The organism is Clostridium sp. D33t1_170424_F3 (assembly GCF_015667585.1).
In the GTDB taxonomy this organism is placed as follows: Bacteria; Bacillota; Clostridia; order Oscillospirales; family Acutalibacteraceae; genus Anaeromassilibacillus.
Genome location: NZ_JADPEG010000013.1, coordinates 15,555 through 39,830 on the forward strand (window position 1 = coordinate 15,555; position 24,276 = coordinate 39,830).

The 24,276-nt window shown below is 57.0% G+C and carries 12 protein-coding genes; 2 read left to right on the plus strand and 10 right to left on the minus strand.

Features of this window, described 5'->3' with window-relative positions:
• Positions 1–99 precede the first annotated feature (99 nt).
• The 3 genes from I4V53_RS09965 to I4V53_RS09975 all read right to left on the minus strand — a co-directional run bounded on the left by I4V53_RS09965 (position 100) and on the right by I4V53_RS09975 (position 10,132).
• On the minus strand, positions 100–1,803 hold the full coding sequence (locus I4V53_RS09965) for a vWA domain-containing protein (protein ID WP_195985543.1): 1,704 nt from the start codon (positions 1,801–1,803) through the stop codon (positions 100–102).
• On the minus strand, positions 1,782–2,558 hold the full coding sequence (locus tag I4V53_RS09970; RefSeq protein WP_195985544.1) for a hypothetical protein: 777 nt from the start codon (positions 2,556–2,558) through the stop codon (positions 1,782–1,784). Before I4V53_RS09970 ends, I4V53_RS09965 begins: the two co-directional genes overlap by 22 nt.
• A gap of 332 nt (positions 2,559–2,890) precedes the next feature.
• Positions 2,891–10,132 (minus strand): glycoside hydrolase family 2 TIM barrel-domain containing protein, encoded by a 7,242-nt coding sequence (locus I4V53_RS09975; protein WP_195985545.1) that lies wholly within the window; start codon positions 10,130–10,132, stop codon positions 2,891–2,893.
• Positions 10,133–10,407: 275 nt separating this feature from the next.
• Between I4V53_RS09975 and I4V53_RS09980 the strand changes: the two genes are divergently transcribed.
• Positions 10,408–10,653, plus strand: coding sequence for a DUF6514 family protein (locus tag I4V53_RS09980; RefSeq protein WP_195985546.1), 246 nt, complete (start codon positions 10,408–10,410; stop codon positions 10,651–10,653).
• 379 nt (positions 10,654–11,032) lie between these two features.
• Here the strand turns inward: I4V53_RS09980 and I4V53_RS09985 are convergent, their stop codons facing one another.
• From I4V53_RS09985 to I4V53_RS10015, 7 genes are all read right to left on the minus strand, one after another.
• Entirely contained in the window at positions 11,033–15,337 is a 4,305-nt protein-coding gene (locus I4V53_RS09985) for a family 43 glycosylhydrolase (protein WP_195985547.1), read from the minus strand.
• A 53-nt stretch (positions 15,338–15,390) separates the two neighbouring features.
• Positions 15,391–16,698: an ABC transporter substrate-binding protein gene (locus I4V53_RS09990; protein ID WP_353616506.1), complete on the minus strand. Its 1,308-nt coding sequence runs from the start codon at positions 16,696–16,698 to the stop codon at positions 15,391–15,393.
• A gap of 190 nt (positions 16,699–16,888) precedes the next feature.
• On the minus strand, positions 16,889–18,685 hold the full coding sequence (locus I4V53_RS09995) for a cache domain-containing sensor histidine kinase (protein WP_195985548.1): 1,797 nt from the start codon (positions 18,683–18,685) through the stop codon (positions 16,889–16,891).
• The gene (locus tag I4V53_RS10000) at positions 18,682–20,244 is read right to left on the minus strand and encodes a response regulator transcription factor (RefSeq protein WP_195985549.1); all 1,563 of its coding nucleotides are present in this window, start codon (positions 20,242–20,244) and stop codon (positions 18,682–18,684) included. Before I4V53_RS10000 ends, I4V53_RS09995 begins: the two co-directional genes overlap by 4 nt.
• 602 nt (positions 20,245–20,846) lie before the next feature.
• Positions 20,847–21,323 (minus strand): SAM-dependent methyltransferase, encoded by a 477-nt coding sequence (locus I4V53_RS10005; RefSeq protein ID WP_195985550.1) that lies wholly within the window; start codon positions 21,321–21,323, stop codon positions 20,847–20,849.
• 86 nt (positions 21,324–21,409) lie between these two features.
• Complete coding sequence (locus I4V53_RS10010; RefSeq protein WP_195985551.1) at positions 21,410–22,084, minus strand: DUF2461 domain-containing protein; 675 nt, start codon at positions 22,082–22,084, stop codon at positions 21,410–21,412.
• Complete coding sequence (locus I4V53_RS10015) at positions 22,077–22,916, minus strand: RNA polymerase sigma factor (RefSeq protein ID WP_195985552.1); 840 nt, start codon at positions 22,914–22,916, stop codon at positions 22,077–22,079. Before I4V53_RS10015 ends, I4V53_RS10010 begins: the two co-directional genes overlap by 8 nt.
• Positions 22,917–23,161: 245 nt before the next feature.
• On the opposite strand from I4V53_RS10015, the gene I4V53_RS10020 reads away from it, so the two are divergent.
• Complete coding sequence (locus I4V53_RS10020) at positions 23,162–24,046, plus strand: helix-turn-helix domain-containing protein (RefSeq protein ID WP_502709365.1); 885 nt, start codon at positions 23,162–23,164, stop codon at positions 24,044–24,046.
• Positions 24,047–24,276 lie beyond the last annotated feature (230 nt).

The following is a 24,276-nucleotide window of genomic DNA, read 5'->3' on the forward strand; positions in this document are numbered from 1 at the left end:
ACCCACCGGACCGGCTGCATTTGCCGACCCCCGCCAAAAGCAGGGAACTGCTTTTATTCTGCCGGTCTTTCCACTTTGTGATACAGCCCCTTTATCATGTTAAATCTGCGCGTTGAAAAGGTTGCGCAGCTTGTAGACAATATCCTCGCTGGTACCGGAGATGCTGGCCGCTTCGTTGATTGCCGCCAGTTCGTCCAGCTGGGCGTTGGAGTAGTTGTAGCTGATGGTATAGACCGGGATTTTCAGCCCGGCGACGATGCCGCCGACGTCGCGGTAACGGTAGCCGTTGTTGCTCTCGCCGTCCGTCAGGACAAAGATCATCGGCTTGGCGTTGCCCACCTCGTCGAGCTTCTTTTCCACCATGTCCATACCCACGGTCAGGGCGTCGTACATGGCGGTCTGGCCGCCGACCGTCAGGTTGTTGACCGCGCCCTTGAAGCAGGTCTTCTGCTTGAGGTTGAACTTCTCAATCGGCAGGTCGCGGTACACATCGGAGCTGAAGGAAATCAGGCCGATGTAGTTGTCGTCGTTGATGTACTGCATGGAATTGAGCAGCGCCATGCGCAGGTTGTTGATCGGTTCGCCGGACATACTGCCGGAGATATCCACAATGAACAGCGCGACGATCGGCATATCGCCGTCCTTGTTTTCCTTCCAGATGGACTGCGCCTGCGTGATGGTCTGCCCGCCGGGCTGCGGCAGCGTCGATTGGTAGTCCTCGTTGCTGTTAAAGCCGTACTTGGTGGCAAGCTCCTGCGACTGTTTGGAGCCGCATTCCGCGATAAATTGGTCCAGGACCTCTTCCTTTTCCGCGGAGAGATTCCCCACCGCATACAGGGGGTTGTCGTGCCGCACACCGAAGGGGATGAATTTGTACTCGCGCGCCAGCGTGCTGTCGTTGATATAGGACTGGTATTCCAGAATCAGGCCGTCGAGCACGTTGCTCTCCGCCGCGGTGCGCATCTGCATGGTGGTGAACGCCACCAGCGGCACGTTGGCCTGGAATTTGTTAAACTGGCCGACCGCCTTGCTGCTCAGCGGATTTTCCGGGTCGCCGGTGTAGAGGGTATTCAGCAGGAAGTTCAGGCCGGTGGAGCTGGCGTAGGGATTGGTGTAGCCCATCATCATCTCGCCGTCGGCCGTCGCCTGCACAACCGTGCTGAAATCCGCGCTGCCGTATTGTTCGATCAGATGGCTTTCCATCTCCTCCGTCAGAAGAATGCCGGCCACATTGCCGGCCAGCCGGTCGGATTTCAGCTTTATGCTGACGCCGCCGGTTTCCAGCATCGCGCCCCACAGCGTGCTGGAGGGCGTAAACGCGTCCGGCACGTATTTCCCGGAGGATATATATTCAACTGCCGTGCCGGAATCGACAGACCTCACCGTTACAGACGCCGTCGCGCCCGACGACGTGGTATGGTTCGCTTTGTTAAAGGCTTCCGCCACATCGAGCAGCCAGCGATCCATGCCCGGGCCGCCCTTTTCCGGCGATGTAAAGATTTCAATCGTAACCTGGCCGCCGCCCTGCACACCGATGGGATACACCGTATCAATGTCCGGCAGCTCCTCCGCGGTGGAGAGGGATTCGTTGACGTTCAGCGCCTCCGCGCGCAGTGGCAGATCCTCCACCTGGATATGGCCCAGCATCTTCGCAATGGAGGACTTCGCCTCGTCCGCGGAAATCGCGCTGTTTGTCTTGCCCAGATTCTTGGTGACGGAAACGCCCACCGTGACCACGATGGCAAGCACCACTACAATGGCGCCAAAAATCACGCCGTTCTTTACCTTCTTATTTTCGAACATACTTCCTCCCCTACCTCTCGTTCCAGATTCTGCGTCAGTTCGGTACTGCGGATATATTCATCCAGATGCTGCATTGCCAGAATGGAATCCGTATCCCACTTGTTCGCCGTATTGGCGCGGGTCAGCTCCAGGCTCAGCTGGTCGATCCGGAGAATGATTTCCTCGTTTTGGTTGGTGATCTCATCCGTGTACTGCGCCACCGACGTGTAGAAGTCTTCCTTCTGCCGCCGGGCCTGCTCCGTCGCAAGCTCCAGCTTCCCGGCGCGGAACAGCGCGTATTCATCTTCGTCAAAAACGATCGCCCGCGTTGCAAGCGCCCGCACATTTTCATAGAAGACGTCGGATACGCGGGTCAGGATGGTCAGGCATTTGTCCGCGTTGATCTTGCTTCCGGTTTTCAGCAGCAGCTGGATGGTCTTCTGCTTCTTCTCAAACCGTGCGATCTGGTCGATGCCCGCCTCCAGATCCTTCCGGAAAAACGGCTTGTTCAGGCACTGCCGGAGCAGCTGCGTATATTCCTCCGGGCGGTTCTGCACGTCGGTTTTGAGCGCAACCGGGTGTATCTCCTGCCTGGCAAACAGCAGCTTATAGTCCAGCCAGAGCGCCCCGATCGTCAGGCCGAACCCGATTACCAGCCCCAAAAGCATCCAGACCGGCGGCTGGCTGAATACGTCGAACAGGCCGGGGGACAGCAGATAGATCAGCGCCAGCGCCGCCGCAAGGTTGGCCCCAACCAACGCGACTATTTTTTTCACATGGATTCCCCCTTCTTCCCGGTGGAATTTGGTATTTTTGTTATAATTTATTATATCGCATCTTCACAAAAATTACAATGACGGAAAACGACGCCCTTCACCGGGTGAATATTTTTCGCTGAAAAAGCACACTACTGCCATTCTATTCCATTATGGCAATATATACCCCAGAAAAAAGAGCCGGCGCAGGTCAAATGACCTGCGCCGGCTCCCTTTGAATGATTCCTTACTGGATCAAACCATGCCTCAATCAGCCGATGGTTACGATACAGTGCTGCTGTGCCGCCCCATTCGGAACTTCCGGTCGGGACGCGCTTACAGCGAAGACCATTTTACGCAATGGTGATAACACAATGCTGTTGTGCCGCTTCATTCGGCATCGTGGTATACACGCCGGTGCTCTGGCCCGGTGTGCCGATGGCCCAGACTCTGTAATAGTAGTCGCTGCCGATCTTTACCACGAACTGCGTCTTGAGCACATTGCCGTTGCCCACGGTGAAGCTCGGGGCCGCATTGCTTCCGTTGACAACCGTCATCTTGAAGCAGTAGGCGCTGCCTCTCTTCAAGGTGAAGTTTGCTGTGGTGTCGGAACGCACGGACTTCTGGCCCATCACGTTCTGTGCCGCGGATACGACCGGATTGGTGACAACCGCCGTACCGGTTCCGGTGGTCTTGCCGCCGGTCGGTTTTTTATTGCCGGAAGAACTGCCGCCGGAAGGCTTATTGTTGTTTCCGGACGGCGTCTCTGCCACCAGGCCGGCCTTTCTCAGGGCCAGCTTGTCGGCGGCGTCTTTCACCTGCTCTTCGGTCGCGTTCGGATCGTTATAAACGCCCAGCGCGTAATCGTACGCGTCACGGAGCGCTTCATAGCTCTCCTTGGTATAGCCGTCCGGCTGAATGTCCCTGGTATCGTTGATCATGTCTTCCAGATAACTCTTATCCGGGATCAGGCGCAGGTTCATGATTGCGGTGACCAGGCGCTCAACCATTGCGTCCAGCTCGCTCTGCGCCGGCTCTTCCTTCGCCAGAAGCTCTTTCGCCTCTTCGATCAAATCCGTGAAGCCGACCTGGCTGTCCGGGGTATACAGGGACAGTTCATAGCTTTCCGCCAGTGCAATCTGTGCGGCAAGCTCGTCCTTATCCGCCGGGCGCTCCAGCGCTTCCACCGCCGCCGTCAGTGCCGCCGCCGCGTCGTCAACTTCCTTGACCAGCGCATTTTCGTCCTCATAGACTTCCTGCGCCGCCGCCAGGGCTTCCTCGTACTTCGCCCAGCTCGCCGCGGTAAAATCTTCTTCTCTCAGCGGCTCGTAGGTTTTGAAGAGCAGCTCCAGCTTGGTCTTATCGCCTTTGGCAAAGGACAGGAAATTCATTGCCTCGGACATTGCGACCGCAGCAGCGTCCACGTCCGCCTGCAGGGCGGTCACATCCGCTTCCATCTTCACGGCTGCTTCATACGCCGCATCGAACTTTTTCTTTGCGGCCGGGACCATATTCGCATACGCTTCGGTCTCCATGGCCTCTTCCGCGCTTGCAATCGCATTGCGCAGCACGGTTTTCCAGACTACAACATAGGAGAACACCACAGTTGTGTCTTCATTCGGCATGGTCAGGTCGTAATAGGCAACCGTGCGGTCGCCGTCCTGATAGGATGCTTCCTGCTCCACGCCGTTGACGGTCAACGTCGCTTTGACAAATTCCCTGCTGTCGTCCATATGGGTAAAGGTCAGGCTGACGGTGTCGTCCGCCATGATGTCTTTCTGGGTGTAAACACCGGCTTTGTCGGCTACCTCCTGGGATACGCCGTCCACGGTCAGCGCGATCTTCGGACCATACTCCACGCGCAGGTCGTGTTCCGCAAGGATTGCTTCCGTGACGGTTACGACGCTTTCCGCAGTCAGGCTCTCCTCGCCGTTGACGTTGGAAGCGGTCACATAGAGCTCGGTTCCCGCCGGGACGCTGGTCTTCAGCGCAACGGTCGCTTTGCCCGGGTTTTCCGCATCCGGAACAACGGATGCGCCTTCCACCGCGTCGCCCCACTCATCCGTAACGGACCACTCCGCGGAGGTCACTTCATAAGCATTCTGCCATACGAGGCCTTCAATCGCTGCAACCAGCATGTCGTAAGCCGCCTGTACCACGCTGTCCGGTACATCCTGCGTACCCGCAACGATGGTTGCGACGTTTATTGCCGCGCTCAGAATCGCCGCGCTGGACTCGGTGAAGTCCGCCGCATTGAGCGCCTGCGCCTGTGCCAGAAGCTTTTGCAGGTCCTCTACCTTCGCCGCGTCGTTTTTCGCAGCGGAAGGCGCCGCCTTGACGATGGAGAAGGTCTTGCTGCCGCCGGCGGGGATCTCCGCTTTTTCCGGCGTAAGGGTCAGCGTATTGGAAACCGCCTTCTGCTCCAGGTTTGCAAAGTTCAGCCAGAGCACGACGTTTTCGTCGTTCGGTGCAACCGCCGGAGCGGATGCTTTGCCCTGGTCGTACAGGCCCTGTGCGGCCAGCTCTTCGCCCGTCAGCGCACGGTTGTACACACGGACAATGGAATACTCGTTCTTGCCGACGAATCCGCCGACCGGATCGTAACCGATCCAGAAGTTGACGTCGTTGGACTTCAGGCCGCCCTGGCTTCTGTCTCTATCCTCCAGGATGACTTCGCCGTCCAGGTAAATCTTCATGGTATCGCCCGTGTAAATGCCTGCGATCTGGTGCCACTCGTTCGCCGTGAGAACCTTATCGCTGAGCGTATCCTCCACGGAGTACCAGTCGCCGTTCGTCGCCTGCATATACAGCTCGTAGTAGGTCTTATCGCCCTGGAGCGTCGCGCGCAGGCCGAAGCAGTTATCGCCCTTGCCGACGATCACGTTGTACTTATTGCCCATGTTGGACTCCAGCGGCTTAAACCAAGCTTCCACGGTGAAGGGGTTCTTGCCTTTAAAGACCTCGTTGAAGAGGTCGCCGCCATCGGAGCCCTTTGTATTCGGAACCGGCATGTTGCCCTTGAGCACGGTGTCAAAGGTTTCTTCCGGACGGATCTGCCCGCTGGTGGGAATCTCCGGATCCATCTGGTTGCTGCTCAGGTCCTTGACGACCGTCACAGTGCCCTTCATGGCGCGGACATCCGCCAGCGCCTTGACCAGCACGTCGTAATTGGCGACCAGTTCCTTCTGGGAAGCGGTCAGCGCGTCGTACTGCTTTTCAATCTCTCTCAGTTCCGCAAGCTGGTTGTAAGAATAGACATAGACGTTCGCGATCGCGTCTTCGACCACCTTGGCCGCCTGCCGGTCGATCTCTTCATTGTCCGGCAGTCTCCACGGCTTGCTCAACTCCATCAGGTCCGCGCCCTTGGCGAACGGGATGATGGAATACTGGTAGGAATACTCCCTGTCGTTGGGGATGGTATACTGCGGCAGGTTGTCCGGGCCGCAGCTCGCATTGCCGATACCGCGGGAGATCAGGTCCACATGGAAATAGGTTTTTCCGTCCGGATCGGGCAGTTCAAACGGGTGGCGGGCCTCGTCCAGTTCGTCCATGGTGAAGCGCAGCGCGCTTGCCTCCACGTCCTCATAGGAAGCAACCAGAACGCCGTTCTCCTGCTCCGCGCCGGTCAGCGCCATCCACTTGACGCCGCTGTAGTTGCCGGAGGTCTGCGGGTCGACGAACGGATAGAAGCTCTCGTCAACGGTGTAGTCGTACAGGCCGACCTTCGCATAGCTTCTGCGGTCCGTATAGGACTCGGACGGGCCGTCGCCGTACCAGCGAATATCATTAAAGCCCGCGGGCAGCGTCATCGTGGAGCCCACCTTCATGATGGAGCCCAGTCCGGTGCCTCTCGCATCGAGGGAAAGGGTGACGGTTACAACGCCGGAGCCGTCGATGGTATAAACCACGGTCTCCTTCGCGCCCTTCGCGTCGTTCAGGATCAGGTTCGTGGTGATGACCTTGCGTCCATCGCGTTTCTGGGAAACGCTGACGCCGTTCTCCGCCACGGTGATATTCTTGTTTGCCTTCTGCCAGTCGCCGTCCAGGCTGCCGACGTCGTTGCTGTTTCTCGCACGCCAGAAGTCCGGCGCCGGGCCTTTTTCGATCAGCAGGCTGCCCTTGTACAGGTAGTTCTGCATCGCGCCGGTCGCTTTGTCCAGCTCAAAGCTGAAGTCCTCGCCGATGACTTTGATAACGTCCGCATCGCTGTCCTGGTCAATGACGACTTCCTTAGCGGAAATCACAGGCGCCGCCGCGGGTGCATTCGCCGGAACCTGGAACTGCTCGTGCGCAATTTCGTGGCCGGCTTCCGCCCAAAGCGTGCCGTCTTTGAGGGTGATGGTGAAGTTGACGTAATATTCCGCGCCGGTTTTCAGTTCCGCCGGGAGCTGGTACGGCACAGTAAAGGTCTTTGTTTCGCGCGGGGCAAGGCTTTCGTTGAGCTTGCCGCTCTGGATTTCCACGCCGTCCTCCATCAGCTTCCAGGTGACGTCGTAAGCGTCCAGATCGGTGAAGCTGGTCTCGTTGTAGAAGGAGAACTGGCGGTTCCTGACCTGCTCTTCGCTGGCCGTGATCCAGAAATCCTGGTACTGGTACTTGACTTCATACAGCTCCGGCTGCGGGTCGCGGTCCGCGGATACCAGGCCGTTCGCGCAGAAGTCATAATCGGTGGGATAGTCGCCCCAGTCGCCGCCGTACGCGTAGAATTTGCCGACCATCTCGCCGTTGTTGTACAGGCGGTTGTGCGCGAAGTCCTCAGAATAATAGTCGTAATTGCCGGGCACATCCGACGTAAACGGCTGGGAGTAATCCACCCAGACCAGCACTTCGTCGCTCTTCGGGCCGATCGGCGGGTTTGCGCTGCGCTGCGCGACGATTTCTTCCTTCGTCAGCGCTCTGCCGTAGATGCGCGCCAGCGTCATCTGGCCTTTGAGGGTGTGCTCGGGATTCTTGTAGTCGTAGCCGACGCCCAGCGCGTCCACGCCGTCCCAGTTGGGAACCAGGTAGGAGCCCTCGCGGCTGCCGACTTCTTCGCCGTCCACATAGAGCTTCATGACCTTGCCGTCATAGGTCGCGGCGACCTGGTGCCAGTTGTCCGCCCAGTTGTCCGGGAGGTCCCAGAAGATGGCGGGCCAGCTGTAGCTGCCGTTGATGTTCGCACAGAGGGAGAACTCCAGCTGCTTGCCGTCGGAGGAGGTCTTGAGTGCGAGCTGGTAGTCGCCCTTCGCGATCAGGATATTGTCCGCGATATCGGCCTGCGGCTTCACCACGGTTTCCAGTGTGAAGTTGATATTCTCTCCGGAGAGATACTGATCGTAAATCGCGTTCTTATCCTTGGGGAATACGAGGAATCCGCCGAAGGACTTGTCCACGACAGCCTGTGCCGGGTCCGCGGGCTGCTGCCTGTCGTCGCCCTGCACCTGCATGGTGACGCCCAGGTTGCTGAGCTCCGTTACACTGTACTGGCGCGCGCAGTCTTCGATATTCAGGGCGCGGGCAGTATCCACCCAGTCCCAGATATAGCCGCCCAGCATGTGGGGCTTGCTGCGGATGATGTCCCAATACTCCTTCAGGTTGCCGACGCCGTTGCCCATCGCATGGTCGTACTCACAGATGATGTACGGCATTTTGGTTGCCGCGTCCGCTGCCTGCTGCACTCTGGCAAGCGTGGGATACATGCGGCTGTCCATGTCGACGCCGCCCTGATAGCGCATGCCTTCGCTGTGGACCGGACGGGTCGCGTCATGCTCGCGGTAATAGGCCACCAGCTTCGGGAAGAAGTAGTCGCCTTCGCTCATGGCAGGACGATTGCCGGAATCCTCCAGCGTCGGGTAACCGGTCTCATTGGCGATGGACCACATGATTACGGACGTCTGGTTTTTCAGCGTATGGAAGGAGGTCGCCGTCCGGTCTTCCAGCGCAACCTTGGTGAAATAATTCGCCATGGTGTTGATCTGGTTGATCAGGGAATGCGCCTCAATATTCGCCTCCGCCATCATGTACATGCCGTACTTGTCGCAGAGGTAATAGAAATACTCGTCGTCGCCGTAGTGAGAGGTACGCACGGAGTTGATGTTATACTGTTTCATCAGCTTGACGTCCTCTTCCGCCACGTCGCGCGGCACATATTTGCCGTAGAACGGGTCGGATTCACAGCGGTTGACGCCCTTTATCAGCAACGGTTTTCCATTGATCGCCATCGGCTCGTATTCCTCGGTGATGTTGTGGTAGGAATCGTCGAGCTGCGTGCGGGTGAAGGAAATCTCCCGGAAGCCGAGCTGCTGGGAAATGCTCTCCACATAAGTCATGGTGTTCTTGTCGTAGAGGTTCAGCACCAGCGTATAGAGGTACGGATCCTCTGCGGACCACAGATGCGGGTTGTTGACGGCCCATGCGTTTTTGTTGCTGGACTGCGCGCCGGAAGCGATCTCGCCCACGTCGAAGGTCTTCGTCGTGAACATGTCCGCCGGCACCGGTTGCTGCTCCGCATCAAAAAGCTTGACCTCCACGGCATAGTTGTCCACCGCCTGCGCGCTGAAGTTCTTGACGTTTGCATGCAGATTCAGCGTAGCGTTCTGGAAGTTGTCGTCCAGGTCGGTCTCCAGCTGGTAGTCGTTGATATGTACCAGCGGGGTTGCGAACAGATAGACGTCGCGGAAGATGCCGCCGTCGCGGATCATATCCTGTTTTTCCATCCAGGTCGCGTCCGCAAACTTGTGGACTTCGAGTGCCAGCGTGTTTTCCTCGCCCGCAGGATTCAGATATTCCGTAATATCGAATTCGTGCGGACGGAAGCTGTCCTCGCTGTAGCCGACTTCCTTGCCGTTGACCCACACATAATATGCGGTCTCAACGCCCTGGAAGTTGATAAAGATGCGGTTATCGTTCCCGTAGAGGGATTCGTCCACGGTGAACGTCTTGCGGTAAAAGCCGACCGGGCTGTAATTGACCGGGATCTCCGGCACCTTTACATTCGCGTCGTACTTAAGCTGCCAGGGCATGACGGTATCGCCGTAAAGCGGCGTATCCCAGTCCACGCCCTCGTAGGTGGTCCAGCTCTGCGGAACCTGAACGGTCTTCCAGCCGTCTGCCGGGTCCTGCACATAGCTGCTCTCATAAAATTTGCCGTCTAGGAACTTTGCGCCCTCCATATCGTTGCGCTTGACGGTCAGCTCCCAGTCGTTAGACGAAAGCAACTGTACATAATCGGATTGTTCTTTCTCAAAGTTGACTGCGCCAAGAACCGCCTTCTCCTCCGAATCGTAGGCGGTGGTGGCTGTGGTGTGGGGCGCTTCGCGGTTGACCTCAAAAACGTCACTCGCACGCACCTGTTCACCGTTCAGATCGGTGTAGTTCTTGCCAGTGTACTCGAAATGGGTGAACTTTTTGTCCTCCGGTTTGCTGTCCGGTCCTTTGGGGGTTAGCAGGCCCCCCTGCGAATCGTACAGTTGCGGAGCCGTTTCGCTCCACACGGGTCCCTGGCCCTGCGGCTCATCCATGGCAAAGACGGTTCCGCTGAACGTACCGGTCAGCATCGTCAGCGCCAAACATGCCGCAAGCAGCCGTGTTCGTGGTTTTTTCGCTGCAAACTTCACTTCTCTTTTCCTCCCTATATAAAAATATTGCTTTGAAAGCTTTATCATAATATCACATATTGTTTTTTACATGCATCTTTTACGAAAATATAATTAAAATTTCATAATTTTATATGTAATATATCGCATTAATTGAATGATGCGATAAAGCGCATGTTTTTTCTCCCATTTTTGACATATTTTCTTTGTACCTTGCATATTTTTGAAGCAGCGGCACTTATCTTTCCTGTTTCTACATAATAAATGAAGGAATTCCAAACGAAAGGAGCATTTTTATGATCCGGTACAGAGCAGAAAAACGCACTTTCCAAGCAGAGAACGCCACCCCTTATGAAAGCTACTGCCTTTCCTGCGAACGGAACGGCACGCTGATTCTTCAAATTGCGGACCTCTCGTTTTCCGGCCCTTCCGTGGAACAGCTGGCAGAACAGTGCAACCGGCTGGGGCTGTCCCCCCTGCATCTCCGGGACGTGGCAGAAGATTTTTTGGCACAGGGACTCTCTGACGGAACCCCATTGTAATGCGGACTCTATCATACGCATAACAAAAAACCGGTCCCCGCGTAAACGAGGACCGGCTTTTTGTTGCTGCTGCATTATCTTGAACTCCCCGGTGAGGAGGTCGCCGCCTTACGGCGGCTTTCCGGGGTTGAGCGGACATGCCTGCACATGCCCGCCGGTGTAGCTTATAAACATATTAAAAGATCAGGAAGGAAAGAAGGTTTTGATCCATCCCAATGGATCGTTGATAAAACGGGCCGCCGGCCGGGTTGTACCGCCGGCGCATCCCAAAAATCATCTGACTGTGGCCTTTTATACACGTATGGTACGTTCCGTGTATTCTTCATTCCAACGCAAAACACTTTCAAAATCCGCAAAGATGCGGTTTTCACGGTGGAAATCAGCCGACGGTTACCGTGCAGTGCTTGACAGCGGCTGCGCCCGGCAGTGTGGTGTAAACGCCCGTGCTTGTGCCCGGAGCGCCGACTGCCCAGACTCTGTAGAAGTAATCGCTGCCAATCTGTGCTACAAACTGCGTCTTGAGTACGCCGCCGTTGCCAACGGTAAAGGCCGGAGCCTGTCCATTGCCATTGATGACGCTCATCTTGAAGCAGTACGCCTGTCCTCTCCTGAGGACAAAGTCCACGGTTGTATCGGACACGACGGAGGCCGCCTGTGCGACGCCCGCGCCGACCGCTGTGATACCGGCTTTACCGTAGGTGTCGTTGGTAACCGGGGCCCTGCTGGAGGAACCGCCCTTGCTTCCGCCGCTGGTATTGCCGCTGTTGTGATTGTCGTTATCTTCGTTTTTCTCCACCAGAGCCTCAACGGCCTGGCTGAGGGTGCTCTCCGCCGCCTTGACCATCGCTTCGGTCGCCTGCGGATTGTCCAGCACTGCATTGGCGGCCTTGACCGCATCGGCAACCGCCTCTGCGGAAGAAGCCGTGTATTTGCTCAGATCGATGGCGCTTGCCTCTTCGACCTGCTCTCTCAGCGCATCCTTGCTGGGAATAAGAAGCAGGCTGCTCATTGCATCCGTCAGTGCGCCCGCCGCCTTGTCGATTTCCTTCTGGGTCGCACCGTCGGTCAGCTCCCGTGCGGCATCCAGCGCATCGATAAAGTCCTGCTTGCCTGCGTCCAAGTACGCATCCAGATCGGCCTCAATCTCTTCAGCCGCCTCGATCAACGTGCGGAGCGTCTGCCAATTTACGCCCTCGTCCAGCGCGATGATCGCATCGTACAGCGCCTGATAAGCGTCTTCCACATCGCCCTTCAGCGCGTCCTTGTCCGCATAGACTTCCTGCGCGTTCTCCAATGCTTTCAGGTAGGCCGCCCAGCTGGCTTCGGAGTAGTTCTCTTCTCTGAGGTCTTCCGTCATTTCCAGCAGCCCTTCCAGAGCGGTCTTGTCGCCCTTTGCAAAGCTGAGGTGCTGGATGATGTCGAGCAGGTCGGACCACGCCTTGTTGATCTCTTCCTGGGTCACGTCGATCCGGTCCGCCGTCTTCTGCGCCGCTTCCAGCGCCGCGTCAAAACGCTTCTGCACGGACGGCACCGCATTGTTATATTCGTCGCCGCCCTGGAGGCCCTCTGCGATTCCAACGGTCGTGCGCAGGACGCTCTTGTCGACGGTCACAAACGCAAAGTTCAGCGCCGTGTCCGCGTTCGGCATGGCCAGGTCATAGGAATAGCTGTTGGTATCCGTAATGGAAACGGGCGCGTCGTTTACCGTAACAGAGGCAAACTCCCTGCCGTTTCTCGGCATGAACTCAAGTGTCAGCTCGTCGCCGCTCATCAGGGTATCCTGATAGCGACCAATGAGGTTTGCAAAGCCGAGGTCCTTATTCTCAATGGAAAGCTCCGCCTTTGCCGCCGGGAAACTGACCGTCAGGCTGTGCTCCTCCGGTACCGGCTCGTCCTTTACTTCGCCGGTAATGGCAAGCCAGCTCAGGACCGGGTCGGGGTTGCTGGAATTCTGCCGCTGCACGCTGATGGTCACATCCGCGTCGTTCGCAACGGTAAACGGGAACAGGAACGCTTTTTCACCGGAGTTGGTAAACGTGCCGACGGTGGTCTCCACCTTCTGGCCGTCTGCGCCGGTGTAGGAAACGACCGCCTTCATGGGACGGGTCACGCTCCACCATTCCTGGAAGCCCAGGGAAAGGAGGTATTCGCCCGCCTTCAGCGGCAGCTTGTAATCGATGTTTTTGCCGCCCTTTGCCCACCAGCCGCTGGTATACGCGTCGAGGCTGTCGGGGTTTTTATTGCCGATGTCGGCGTCGGTGCCGGTGTAACCCCAGCCGCCGTCCTGATACGCCTGATCCCACGCTTCGGTATTGACCAGGTTCGGCGCTTTCTCAGAGATGATGTCGTAATAATCGGAGCCCTTCGCCGCGCCGCTGTCGATGTAGTACAGCAGGCCTTCCGGGATATCCATGACCTCCGTGGTCAGGGTCAGGCCGTCAAAGCCCTCCAGCGCGCCGGTCACTTTGCTCTTCGCGCCCGGAATCAGGGTGCTCAGGTTCCAGTTGATCTGGACCTTGTGGTCGGTCCATTTGCCGTCCTCACGGACGCTGACGTCCGCCTGGGCCGGCAGGGTATCCGCACCGTAATAGAGGTCGTCCATCTCGCTTTTCAGCTTGAGGTTGTTGATGTTGTCAAAATAGCTCAGGTCCCACTCTTTCACGTCGTTGAGGGTGACATGGCCGGTGGCGTCGATCTCGACCGGCAGCCAGACATAGCGGGAATCCGCCAGTGCCGCCGCGCTGAAATCCTGCACCTTGCCATAGCCCCAGCGGTCGCCCATATAGATGAACTTGCCGTTTTCCGGATCGACCGGAATCACGTTGGTGCTCTGGGTCCAGAAGGTCTTGCCGTCCACGTCGCCGACGCACGGGTCGCCCATGTCGGTCCACTCGCCCAAAATCTCATCTGCTTTCCAGTAGCGGGCGGGGTTCGGGCTCCAGCCGGTCGCGCCGGAGGTAATCATATAATAGGTACCGTCATACTTAAACAGGGCGGGCGCTTCACGCTGCGCGCCGGGGAACAGGCGGACAAAGTCCACGCCGTTCTTCGCCAGTCCAACCGGGTCCTGCGCAACGTCCAGATCCGTGTAGTCCTCGTTCAGGCGGGAAATGAACATCGTGCGGTTTTCTTCGCTGGAATAGATGATATACGCAACGCCGTCGTCGTCGATGAAGAGGTTCATATCGCGTGCAAAGCCGCGGTTGGATTCCTCTTCATACCAGTCCAGAACGCCGTTGTCCTCATAGTACTCCTCTTCCGGCAGCTGATGCAGGCGGGAGCGGCGGATAAAGGTAAACGGTCCATTCGGCGTGTCGCTGATCGCCATGCCGGCCGCGGCTGCCGCGTAGCTGGAGGAGGATTCCTCCGTCGGTCCGTCCGCGTGGAACCAGATGATGTATTTGCCGGTCTTTTCGTTGTGAATCATCTTGGGACGCTCGATAATCGAAGTCGTCTTGTTGATGCACAGATAGACATAGTCCTTCTCTTCCGGCGTCAGTTCACCGTAAAGCGTAGTGAAATACGGGTCGGTGTCGAGCGCCTCGCGGCTCGGCACGGAACGCATCGCATAGCCCTCAAACGTCCAGTTGAACAGGTCGTCGGAGGAATAGGTGCTGATGCCGTTGCTGTGGCTGCCGGTCGTCTTGTCTTCGCCGATCCACCACCATTTCTGGCTGCCGTCCGGCATGGTCATCTTCTGAACCTGGCCGCCGTGCGCCTGGATCGGTTTGCCGTTGGTGTCCTTCCAGACGGCGCCTTCGGTGCCGGAGAAGGAATCGTATACTTCGATGGAACGCAGGTTTTTATAGATGGTATCCAGACGCTCGCACATTTTTTCAACGGCGCCTGCGCCCGGGTTTGCCTGCTCCGCAAGCGCCTGTGCTTCTGCAAGAGCGGCGTCCATCGCCTGGAGGTTGTCCTCTTTATTTTCTTCGCCCACATACAGCTCGCCCAGCGGCTTTTCCGCGTAGACGACGCCGTTTGCCTCATCCTGGGCCAGCTTGCCCTGGATTTCCGCGATCTTTTCGTCCAGGGTGTCCGAGCCATAGGTCTGGCCGCGCTTGACCAGGATATAGCTGAGCATCGGATCGTCGTTGCCGCTGGTGCGCTTCTCGTTATGTACGAATACGTTCAGCTCGCCGTCCTCCACAAGGACTTCCGCGGTCTTTGTAAAGGTCGCGTTGGGGGAATTTCCGCCCGGCACGCTGGCCTGAGAAGCGACGCGCTCGTTTTCCAGGTCGATGTCGACCTTGCGGGCCGACCACCAGTTGGGAATCTTAATGCCGATGGTGACCTCGTAGAAGCCGTCCTCCACGGCGAAATTGTAGCGGAAGCCGCTGGTCGCCGGGTCGTACTCAATCTTGTCGCTGGTGTACCAATAGGTATCGGTTTTGACCACGCTCTCTTTGTTGCCGCCGCTCACCATGTCGGCGTTCTCAACGTAGCCCCAGGCATAGCCTGTGGACGCGTCCTCGCCGTAAACCTGGTCGGTCACGGACTGGTACTCGCCCATCTGGTCTCCGTCCGCCGTCTGATCGACTTTTGTGGCGGCACAGTTGACAAAATACAGCAGATCACCGGGGTTGCCTTCTGTTTTTGCCATTGCGGACACAGGCGCGAACACCTGCATCAGCAGACAGACACAGAGCAGCAGGGACAGACTTTTCTGTTTGTTCCTTCTCATACATCTTTTCTCCTTCAACTATTTTCCAATCACCACAAACGCGGTGTTTGTGCCTAAGAATTGACGATGGACGCCCGCGCCTGCGTCTGCGCGTTCTTGAGGATTTCGTCCATGTCGACGCCCTGCATGATGGACTGCAGGCTCTCCGCGATGATGTCCTCCATCGAGTAGGTATATAACCCGTAATTGACGGGCGGAATCTGCTCCGTCCATCTGGCAAAGTCCTCGTAAATTTTCTGCCCGCCGAAGAACTCGCTGGGCTGGCTGTAATTTTCCATGCTGCCCGCGGATTTCAGCGTGCTGACCAGGCTGATGTCCTTGACCAGGTCGTTCATCAGGCGGTCGTTGGATGCAAAGGTCTTGCTGAGGAAATCCACCGCCAGGTCCGCACCGGGGGATTTGTCAATCACATACCAGCTGCCCCCGCCGATGCTGGACGCATTGATGGACTCCGGGACCTCCGCCATGCGCGGGATGGGGGCCACGGCCCATTTGCCGCTCTGGTCCTCCGCCTGCACAATGCTGGACATCGCCCAGCAGCCGGACGGCACGCTGACGACCTCCTCCTCCTGAAACGCTTTGACAAACGGGTCCCAGCCGGAAATCTGCAGCGCAATGCCCGAATCGACCATCCTGCCATAGGTACGGATGGCGGCTTTCAGCGCCGGGTTGTTCGTAAAATTGACGCTCTCGCCGTCTTCTTTCATATACCAGGCGCCCGCCGACTGCATCATGATGCGGATCTGCCCCAAATCGCTGGGGTCAAGCGTCAGCATGCATTTCCCGGTCTTCTCCTTGACGGCTTTTCCAATTTCTATGTATTTATCCCAAGTCAGATTTTCCATATCCTCTTCTGTGTAACCCGCCTGGCGGATGTAATCCCGCCGGTAGAACAGGGCGGCCACGCCGCTGTCGAAGGGGACTCCGTAGACCTTTCCATCGTCCGTCATCACCCGCAGCTTATAGTCCATAAACTTGCCGGGATCGACAATGGCGGAAAGGTCTCGCAGTTCCCCGGGAAAGGATTTGAGGAAATTCTGAATCCTGTAATCTTCAATCAGGACAATATCCGGCAGCCCCTCGTAATTGGAGGCGGAAAACGCGGTGTTCAGCTTGGAGACGATGTTCGTCTGCGCCATGCTGACAACGTTGATCTCAATGCCCGGATTGGTCCTCGCGTAATAGGCCTTTGCCAAATTGGCGGCCTTGATATTAAAATTTTCATCCCATGCCCAGATGGTGATGGTTTTCGGCGGGTTGTCCGTCCCAACCAGGGAAGCCTGCGTCGGTTTGGGCGTGCACGCCGTCAGGAACAGCAGCGTCATACAGAGCAAAAGTGCCCCCAATGATCGACGCTTCACGATGATCCCCCCGATTCTGCGATTGGATACGGGAAACAGCCCGCTGGATTTTGGGGTTTTCTTATCATTTCGCATAACAATCTCTTCATTTCTGCTATATTTTACCCTATCTTTCCCAAAAGGTGCTAGGAATTTCTTCTCTTCTATTTGTCTTTTTTTAAGACATTATCAAAAGGTACTGGTAATTTTTTTAGGTGCTTGGACAATTTTTGGATTCCTGGGCCGGAATCGTCACCGTGACGGACGTCCCCTTGCCCGGCTCGCTGGAGATGGAAACGCCGTAGCTCTCCCCATACAGCAGCTTGATGCGGTCATCCACATTTTTAATGCCGATCCCGGTGAAGTGGTCCGCCTTGCGGCCTCCGCTGGACAGCGTACTGCCCACCTTCTCCAGCATCATGCCGGAGCCGTTGTCGACCACCTCGCACACCAGCGTATTGCCCCGGCGGCGGATAAACACAAAGATACTGCCGTCGTCCGCGTCGTTAAACGCGTGGAAAAAGGCGTTTTCCAAAAACGGCTGCAGGATCAGCTTGGGCATCAGGCAATTCCGGCAGTCCTCCGCAAGGGAAAAATCCACCTTGATCTGTTCGCCAAAGCGCAAATGCTGCAAGAAGACGTAATTCCTGAGATTGCCCACTTCCTCCGCCGCCGTGATGCGCTCCTGCTTATCGCTGATGGTGCTGCGCAGCAGCAGGCTGAACGCGTCGATCGCCTGCACCGCCTTTTGAGAATCCCCCTGCCAGATCATCCACTTGAGCGAAGTCAGCGTGTTATAGATGAAGTGCGGGTTGATCTGCATCTGCAGCGCGCTGATCTCCGCCTGCCGCTTTTCGCGCTCCATCTCCATGAGCTGATCGATATAGCTGTTGAGGCCGTCCAGCATGTAATTGAACGCCTTGGACAGCTCCTTGACCTCATAGTTTCCCTCCACCGGGATATGGCGGCTGAAATCGCCCTTGGTAATCGTCTTCATCTCGCGTACCAGCGACTGGATGGGCTGCGTCGTCTTGCGCACCACAAAGAACATGCTGACCAGCACGCAGGCCACCACCAGCATGCTCAGGACCACAATGGATTCCCGGTCCCCGGCCTCCCGCAGGATGGTGTCCCGGTCGATCACGCCCACCAGATGGCAGTTCCAGTGGGGGATATTCTGCGCGACGACCGCCGAGGAGCGTCCGTTCTGGACAATCGTCTGGTATTTCATCTGGCTCTGCTCCACCTGCTTTGCGGATTCCAGCAGCGCGCCGTCCGTAAAGCCGACGATCTGCTTGCGGGTGGACGAAACGATCCGGCCGCCGCCGTCCAGCAGCAGCAGGTCGTTCGCCTCACTGCTGAAGCTGCTGTAAAACCCCTGCAACACATTCTGCGGAATCAGAATATACGCATAGCCGTAATTCGACTGCCCGCCCGCGTAATTTAGCCCCGTGCTGACCACAATGGCGCTGTCGCCCTGGGTCAGCGTAGTGAAGCCGTCGTCCGTATACTGGTACAGGATGCGGTTGGGCTGGCGGCGCGTCTCCTGCGTGATCGGGCTGTCGAGCAGCTCCTCCACGGGGATGGTCAGGCCCGCATCGCTGCTCAGATAGGTGGAGCCGTTGACGCCCACCACCACAATGCTCATTTTTTCATAGTAATCCGGCGGCAGCGCACTTTCCAGCGCGGAAACCATACTGTACTGCGTGTACGACGCGGAGGCCGACGTCCGGTCGTTGCTGGTCAGGTAGCTGCGGAACGCCCAGCTGTTCTTGATGGCCCCCATGATGTTGACCACCTCGTCGTTAAAGCCGCTCATGTTCTCTGCAATCTGCCCGATGATCTGGGAACTGGACTGCGTAAACGTATCTACATATACGCTCTCCGACGCGCGGATAGAAATACTGAGCGTCAGCGCGGTGACGCAGATGACGCTCAGCAATACAGCCGATACAATTTTAATAAACAGGCTGTTGGCATGCAGCCTGCCCTTCCAGCTTTTTTTCATGTCCGACCGCCTCCCGACGCCGCGCCGTACTGCTTGCGGAACTGGCTGGGCGTTTTCCCCGTGAATTTCTTAAACACCTTGCAGAAATAGCTGTGGTCCCCGTAGCCGACCATGCCGCACACCTCGGAAACAGGGATATCCTCCTTGCGAAGAAGCTCCTCCGCGCGGCGGATGCGCTCCCGGTTCAGGTATTCGCTGAAGCCCTCGCGGTTGTGCTGCGCAAAATAGGAGGATAAATAGGAGTAATTAAAGTTAAATTTCTTTGCCAGTACGTTGAGCGTAAGCGGCTCCGCATAATGCTCCGCCACATAGTCGAGGATTTCCTGCATGGTCTGATGTTCCGACCGAAGCGCGTATTTCTCGACGAGCGCCGCAAAGTCCGCGCGGATCATCTCAAACGCCGCCGTCAGGTCCTCCGCGTACCGCGCCTCGCTGACGCGGATAAAGCAGTCCCGCTTCAGATGGCCGACGCCCTCCGGGTCCAGCCCCTGTTCCTCCCAGGCGGACAGAATCTGGTACAGCGCGTCCTGCAGCAGAGATTTCAACTCAAACTCACCCGGCGCGCGCCGTTCCCGCGCCTCCTGCACATAATCGCAGAGCCGGTCGACCGCCTCCCGGTACTGCTGGCCGCGCACCTCGGCGGTAAATTTCGCCGCGTCGAACACCGGCGCATCCTCTGTATTTTCAAACGATTCCGCCGCAAGGACCGCCGCCCCCCGGTCATAAAACCGCTGGCGGGTATAAGCGGCAAAATGCTGCTGATACACTTCCTTCAAATGGTTCAGGCCGGAAAACTCCCGGCTGTATACATAAAACGCCTTGGGCGTCCTGGATTTAAGCGAAGCGGCCATCCGCCTGACCCGCTCGGTCAGCGCGCGGTACGGCTCCGCCGTATAGTTGACGACCAGAAGCAGCAGTTTTTGATCCACTACGACGGTTTTCGCAACTACGCCGGGCAAAAACTCCTCCGTGGCGGCAGCCAGAAATGCATTCTGCTGCGCCAGGTTCGCCGTGTTGCCCAGCGTGTAGGGGACATGCATGCCAACCAGAAAAAAGCGCGGATAGGGAAAAAAGCCGCGCAGCCCCTCCATCGCCTCTTCCATTCCAAACCCGGAGAGCAGCTGGTTCATCTGTGTCTCCAGCGAATCACCGCCCCCCCTGGACAGAACGAAGCTGGGAATCTGCGACGCGGCTTTTTTCAGTGTATTCAAAAGGTCCTGTGGATTCAGTGTCGGCTTTAAGATATAATCCACCGCGCCATGCTGGAACGTGGATTTGACATAGGTAAAATCGCTGAAGCCGCTCAGCACAATCACACGGACGTCCGGATACCGCGCCCAAAGCTCCTTGGTGAAGGCGATCCCATCCATCACGGGCATCACAACATCCGTCAGCACAATATGGGGGTGGAATTCCTCCACCAGTTTCAGACCCTCCTGCCCGTTCGTCGCCTCTCCCACCACTTTGAAGCCCTCCCGCTCCCAGTTGATCAGGTGCTTGATCCCCTGGCGCGTCAGGTACTCGTCCTCCACAATGAGGATGCGGCAGTACTCGCTCATCGCATTCTTCCCTCCCTGCTTCTATTTCCTTTTTCTATTATACCATAAAGGGGCAAAGCCTTCTTCACAACAGTACCATATTCTCTCAGGCGTTAAATCTTCGATTTTGGTCACGCCGTGAGGTTATTCAATCATGCTTAACGCTCTGCGTGGTTCATCTTGCACAGCAATTTGAAAGCGCTCTTCCCACCGGCATGATTCAATGTTCTCTCAGGCGTCAAAATCTCTGATTTTGGTCACGCCGTGAGGTTATTATACCGTATTTTCGACGCAGCAACAACGTGGTGTGAAAAGATTTTGCCGCATTTTGACGAAAAAAGCGCTCCCGGCCATTCCGCCAGGAGCGCTTTTCCTTTTACACTGCTGTTTCGTCTGTGCTTACGCAAAGCTTCATGTTTTGAATGGGTACTTTGGCCCGCTCACACCTTTCGCGGCCGATCGCCCGCCGATCCATCCACCGTCCGGCAACGAACAGGCGGACGTAATCGTCCACGGAAATCCCTCCGCATTACGGCAACCCGCAGGGCGTCGAACCCTGCGAAGGCCTTGGGTGCGAAATTTCGCTGGACAATGCCGTCCCCCGTATGTACACGGTAAAACGATTAGAAATTAAACTCGTGTTCCCAATCAAAATCCCCGCTGCTCTCCAAATTTGCCGGCCAATGCGCGCACCAGCTCGGTACTTCGGGGGCTTCCACCCGGTCGGCGCTCGGCGTATACGGTTTGATATCCAGCACGGGGCTCCGGTCGTCCGCATCGATATACGCCAGTGTAAGTCTGCCGTTCTCCACATCCAGTCCGATGATGCAGGCGCAGGACAGCGCAATGGGATTGGGCCGCTCCGGCGAACGCGTGGCAAAGGTGCCCAACGTTTCCGGCGCGTTTGTATAGGGCTTTTGCTCTGTCAGCTTTCCCCGCGCCGCCGCATTGTCACAGCCGGAAAACCACCAGAGGATATTGCAGTGGGAAAATCCCTCCAGCCCGGTCAGCGCCCTGCGATAAGCCGGCTCCAATTGCACATAAAACCCTTCCGCACCCGTGCGGATCACACCAATCTGTTTAACTGTAAATACATCCATAAGAATCTCCTCGCTTTGATTTGATTTTTACGGTACCGTATCTCCAGTATAGCAGGTTGCGTTGATACTACAAGCTTTTTTAAATTTTATCTTGTGGGCATCTCAAAGCCCTCCAGCGCCCGGTTCAGGAACGCGTTGAACGGCTGCATCGCCTCAAAGACAGACGCGGCGAACGGGACAAAACCGGGTTCCAGACACCGCCCGTCCGAAATGGGGAATTCCAGATACCAGCTTTTGTTTTTCAAATATTCCGCCTGCGGATGCGCCGCGTCGTACCCGCGCGGCACATTTTTCAGCGCGGTTCCGCCCACAGTAAAATGTGCGGTAAACGCGGGCGCGGTGATGATCTCCTGCCACTCGTCCCCGTGGGCGGCGATATACGCGCGCACCATGGCGGTCGCATCCTTGAACATATCCGCGAACAGCCCGCCGCCCAGGAAGGACCGGCCGCCCGGTTTGAGCATCAGATAATACCCGACCGGGACCGGCAGCTTGCCGCGGGGCGCGATATGCGCCCGGAACGCCGGGTTATATGGGGACTTATCGTGGCTGAACCGGGTGTCCCGCATCAGTTTAAAAGTCAGTTCCTTCGGTTCCACCACCGGGATCTGATCGTCAAACTTTTTCAACTCCAGCATCAGAACCTGGAGCAGTGCTTCAAAGTCCCGGAAAGCCTCCTGATACTGCGGCTTGTGCGCGTGGAACCAGTCCCGGTTATTGTTCTGCTCCAGCTCCGTCAGGTACGTCAAAATCTTATTCATGCAGCACCTCCGCAAAGCTCCTGGAGGCCATCAGCTCCCGCATGCGTGCGGCGGCCTCCTCCGGGCAGCGATAGGCGGGGAAATCCGCAAAAATCTGCGAAAGTCCGTCGATCTCTTCCATCGCGTCCGTGAAGGAGCAAATGGCGTCGTATCCGCACGCGTCCAGCTTTTGAAACTCCAGACAGTCGGGCCGGATGCGGTGGCTGGCAATCGCATAATGGACGCGCCTGCGGCAGTTGCACATGCCGGTACCGCTCAATCCGCAGTATTCCGCCAGGAACGCCGCCATCCGCTTGCGGACGCGGGACAGCCGCTGGCGGTACGCCTCCGGGGTGATCTCCAAAATTTCAGCGGCAGCCTGGCTGTTCAGCCGGAACATCGTGCCCAGAATGAATATGCAGCGGCTTTCCGCGTCCAGGCACTGGAGCATCACATTGGTACAGGAGAGCTTCAGCTCCCGCTCCAAAAGGGCCTCGTCCACTCCGCCGCTCAGATCCGGAACGTCCTTTTCCCGCCCGGACGCGATATCCGCGCCGTACGCCTCAAAGCTCAGCGGGCGCTGGGCAAACATATGCCTGCGGTAATCCTGCAGATGGTTGACCGCGATGCGGAACGCCCAAGTGGATAGGCTGCTCTCCCCACGGAAGGCGGACAGCCTCGTCATAACCTTGATGAGAATTTCCTGCGTGGCATCCTCCGCGTCCGGCACCGTCCCCAGCATCCGCAGGGACAGGTTAAACGCCATATCCTGTACGCCGGACAGGATGGTTTCCAGCGCCTTCTGGTCGCCGGACAGGGCTTTTTCAATCATTTCTTTTTCCGTTTGTTGCATCTTTTTCGACACCTCCTGTAAGGTTAGACGCCAAAAGGGACGCCGTGTGACAGCTTTCTTTTCTTTTTTCAAGCATACCATAAAGCAGGGGCATATGCGAGCCGGATCGCTTGCCTGTTTCTTCCAAATGCCGTATGATACATTCATAAAACAGCCCGGGCCTGCAAAACCTATGAAAAAACAGACGCAGCAAAAAAGGTCGAGAAACGCTTTCCGGCAAAATGGTATGATGTCAACACAGGGAGGTGAAACACTTGCAGGAACAGATGGAAGCCGTCCAGCGGATGCAGGACTACATTGACGCCCATCTGGGCGAAACGATCACGCTGGCAGATCTGGCGCGCGCGTCGTATTATTCCCCATGGTATTCTTATCGACTGTTTATACAATGGGTTAATCTCAGTCCGGCGGATTACATCCGGCGGCTGCGGCTGTCCCGGTCCGTGCTCAAGCTGCGGGACGAACGCTGCAAAATCGCGGACGTAGCATTTGAACTGGGATTCGGCAGCGTGGACGGATACCAGCGCGCGTTCTTCCGGGAATTCGGCTGCAATCCCCGTGAATACGCCGCCGAACCCGTGCCCCTGTATCTGTTTACCCCCTACGGCGTCAAATACCGAGAGGTCAGAAAGAAGGAGAAGCACATGGAAAACACGAAAAATATTTTTATCCAGCCCGTGGAAAAGCCCGCCCGCAAGGTACTCATCAAGCGGGGCGTCAAAGCCGCCGACTATTTCGCCTACTGCGAGGAGGTGGGCTGCGACGTCTGGGGACTGCTGACCAGCATCAAATCCATCAGCGGCGAGCCGGTCTCGCTCTGGCTGCCAAAGGCATACATCAAGCCCGGCACGTCCGAATATGTGCAGGGCGTGGAACTCCCCCTCGACTACGACGGCCCCATTCCCGAGGGTTTCGATCTGATCGAACTGCCCGCGTGCACCTACCTGATGTTCCAGGGCGAACCCTTCGCGGAAGAGGATTATGGCGAGGCCATCGAACAGGTGTGGCAGGCCATTGACCGGTACGACCCTTCGGTCGCCGGTTACCAGTGGGACAAAGAAAATCCCCGCGTTCAACTGGAGCCCATCGGCACGCGCGGGTATATCGAGCTGCTCGCTGTCAAAAAATAAGAAAGATACACAAACGCGGCCCCGCCGGAACGGGGCCGCGTTTTGCTGTTTTTATCACCCTGTCGCTTGATCGGCACAGCATCCGCTGCAGGCATTTTCCAGCGGATGCGCCGTTTCCTGTGTAGATAGGTCTTACTATTCGTTCCATTTGGACTCTTTCTACGAAGCACATAAAAACAGCCCAACCCTGTCATCTGGTCAGGCTATATCTGATAATTAATTGCTTAAAT

Bases quoted from the DNA above. Each gene is read 5' to 3' on its own strand.
- I4V53_RS09965 (WP_195985543.1), bottom strand. From the start codon at position 1,803: ATGTTCGAAAATAAGAAGGTAAAGAACGGCGTGATTTTTGGCGCCATT.
- I4V53_RS09980 (WP_195985546.1), top strand. From the start codon at position 10,408: ATGATCCGGTACAGAGCAGAAAAACGCACTTTCCAAGCAGAGAACGCC.
- I4V53_RS09985 (WP_195985547.1), bottom strand. From the start codon at position 15,337: ATGAGAAGGAACAAACAGAAAAGTCTGTCCCTGCTGCTCTGTGTCTGT.
- I4V53_RS09995 (WP_195985548.1), bottom strand. From the start codon at position 18,685: ATGAAAAAAAGCTGGAAGGGCAGGCTGCATGCCAACAGCCTGTTTATT.
- I4V53_RS10000 (WP_195985549.1), bottom strand. From the start codon at position 20,244: ATGAGCGAGTACTGCCGCATCCTCATTGTGGAGGACGAGTACCTGACG.
- I4V53_RS10005 (WP_195985550.1), bottom strand. From the start codon at position 21,323: ATGGATGTATTTACAGTTAAACAGATTGGTGTGATCCGCACGGGTGCG.
- I4V53_RS10010 (WP_195985551.1), bottom strand. From the start codon at position 22,084: ATGAATAAGATTTTGACGTACCTGACGGAGCTGGAGCAGAACAATAAC.
- I4V53_RS10015 (WP_195985552.1), bottom strand. From the start codon at position 22,916: ATGCAACAAACGGAAAAAGAAATGATTGAAAAAGCCCTGTCCGGCGAC.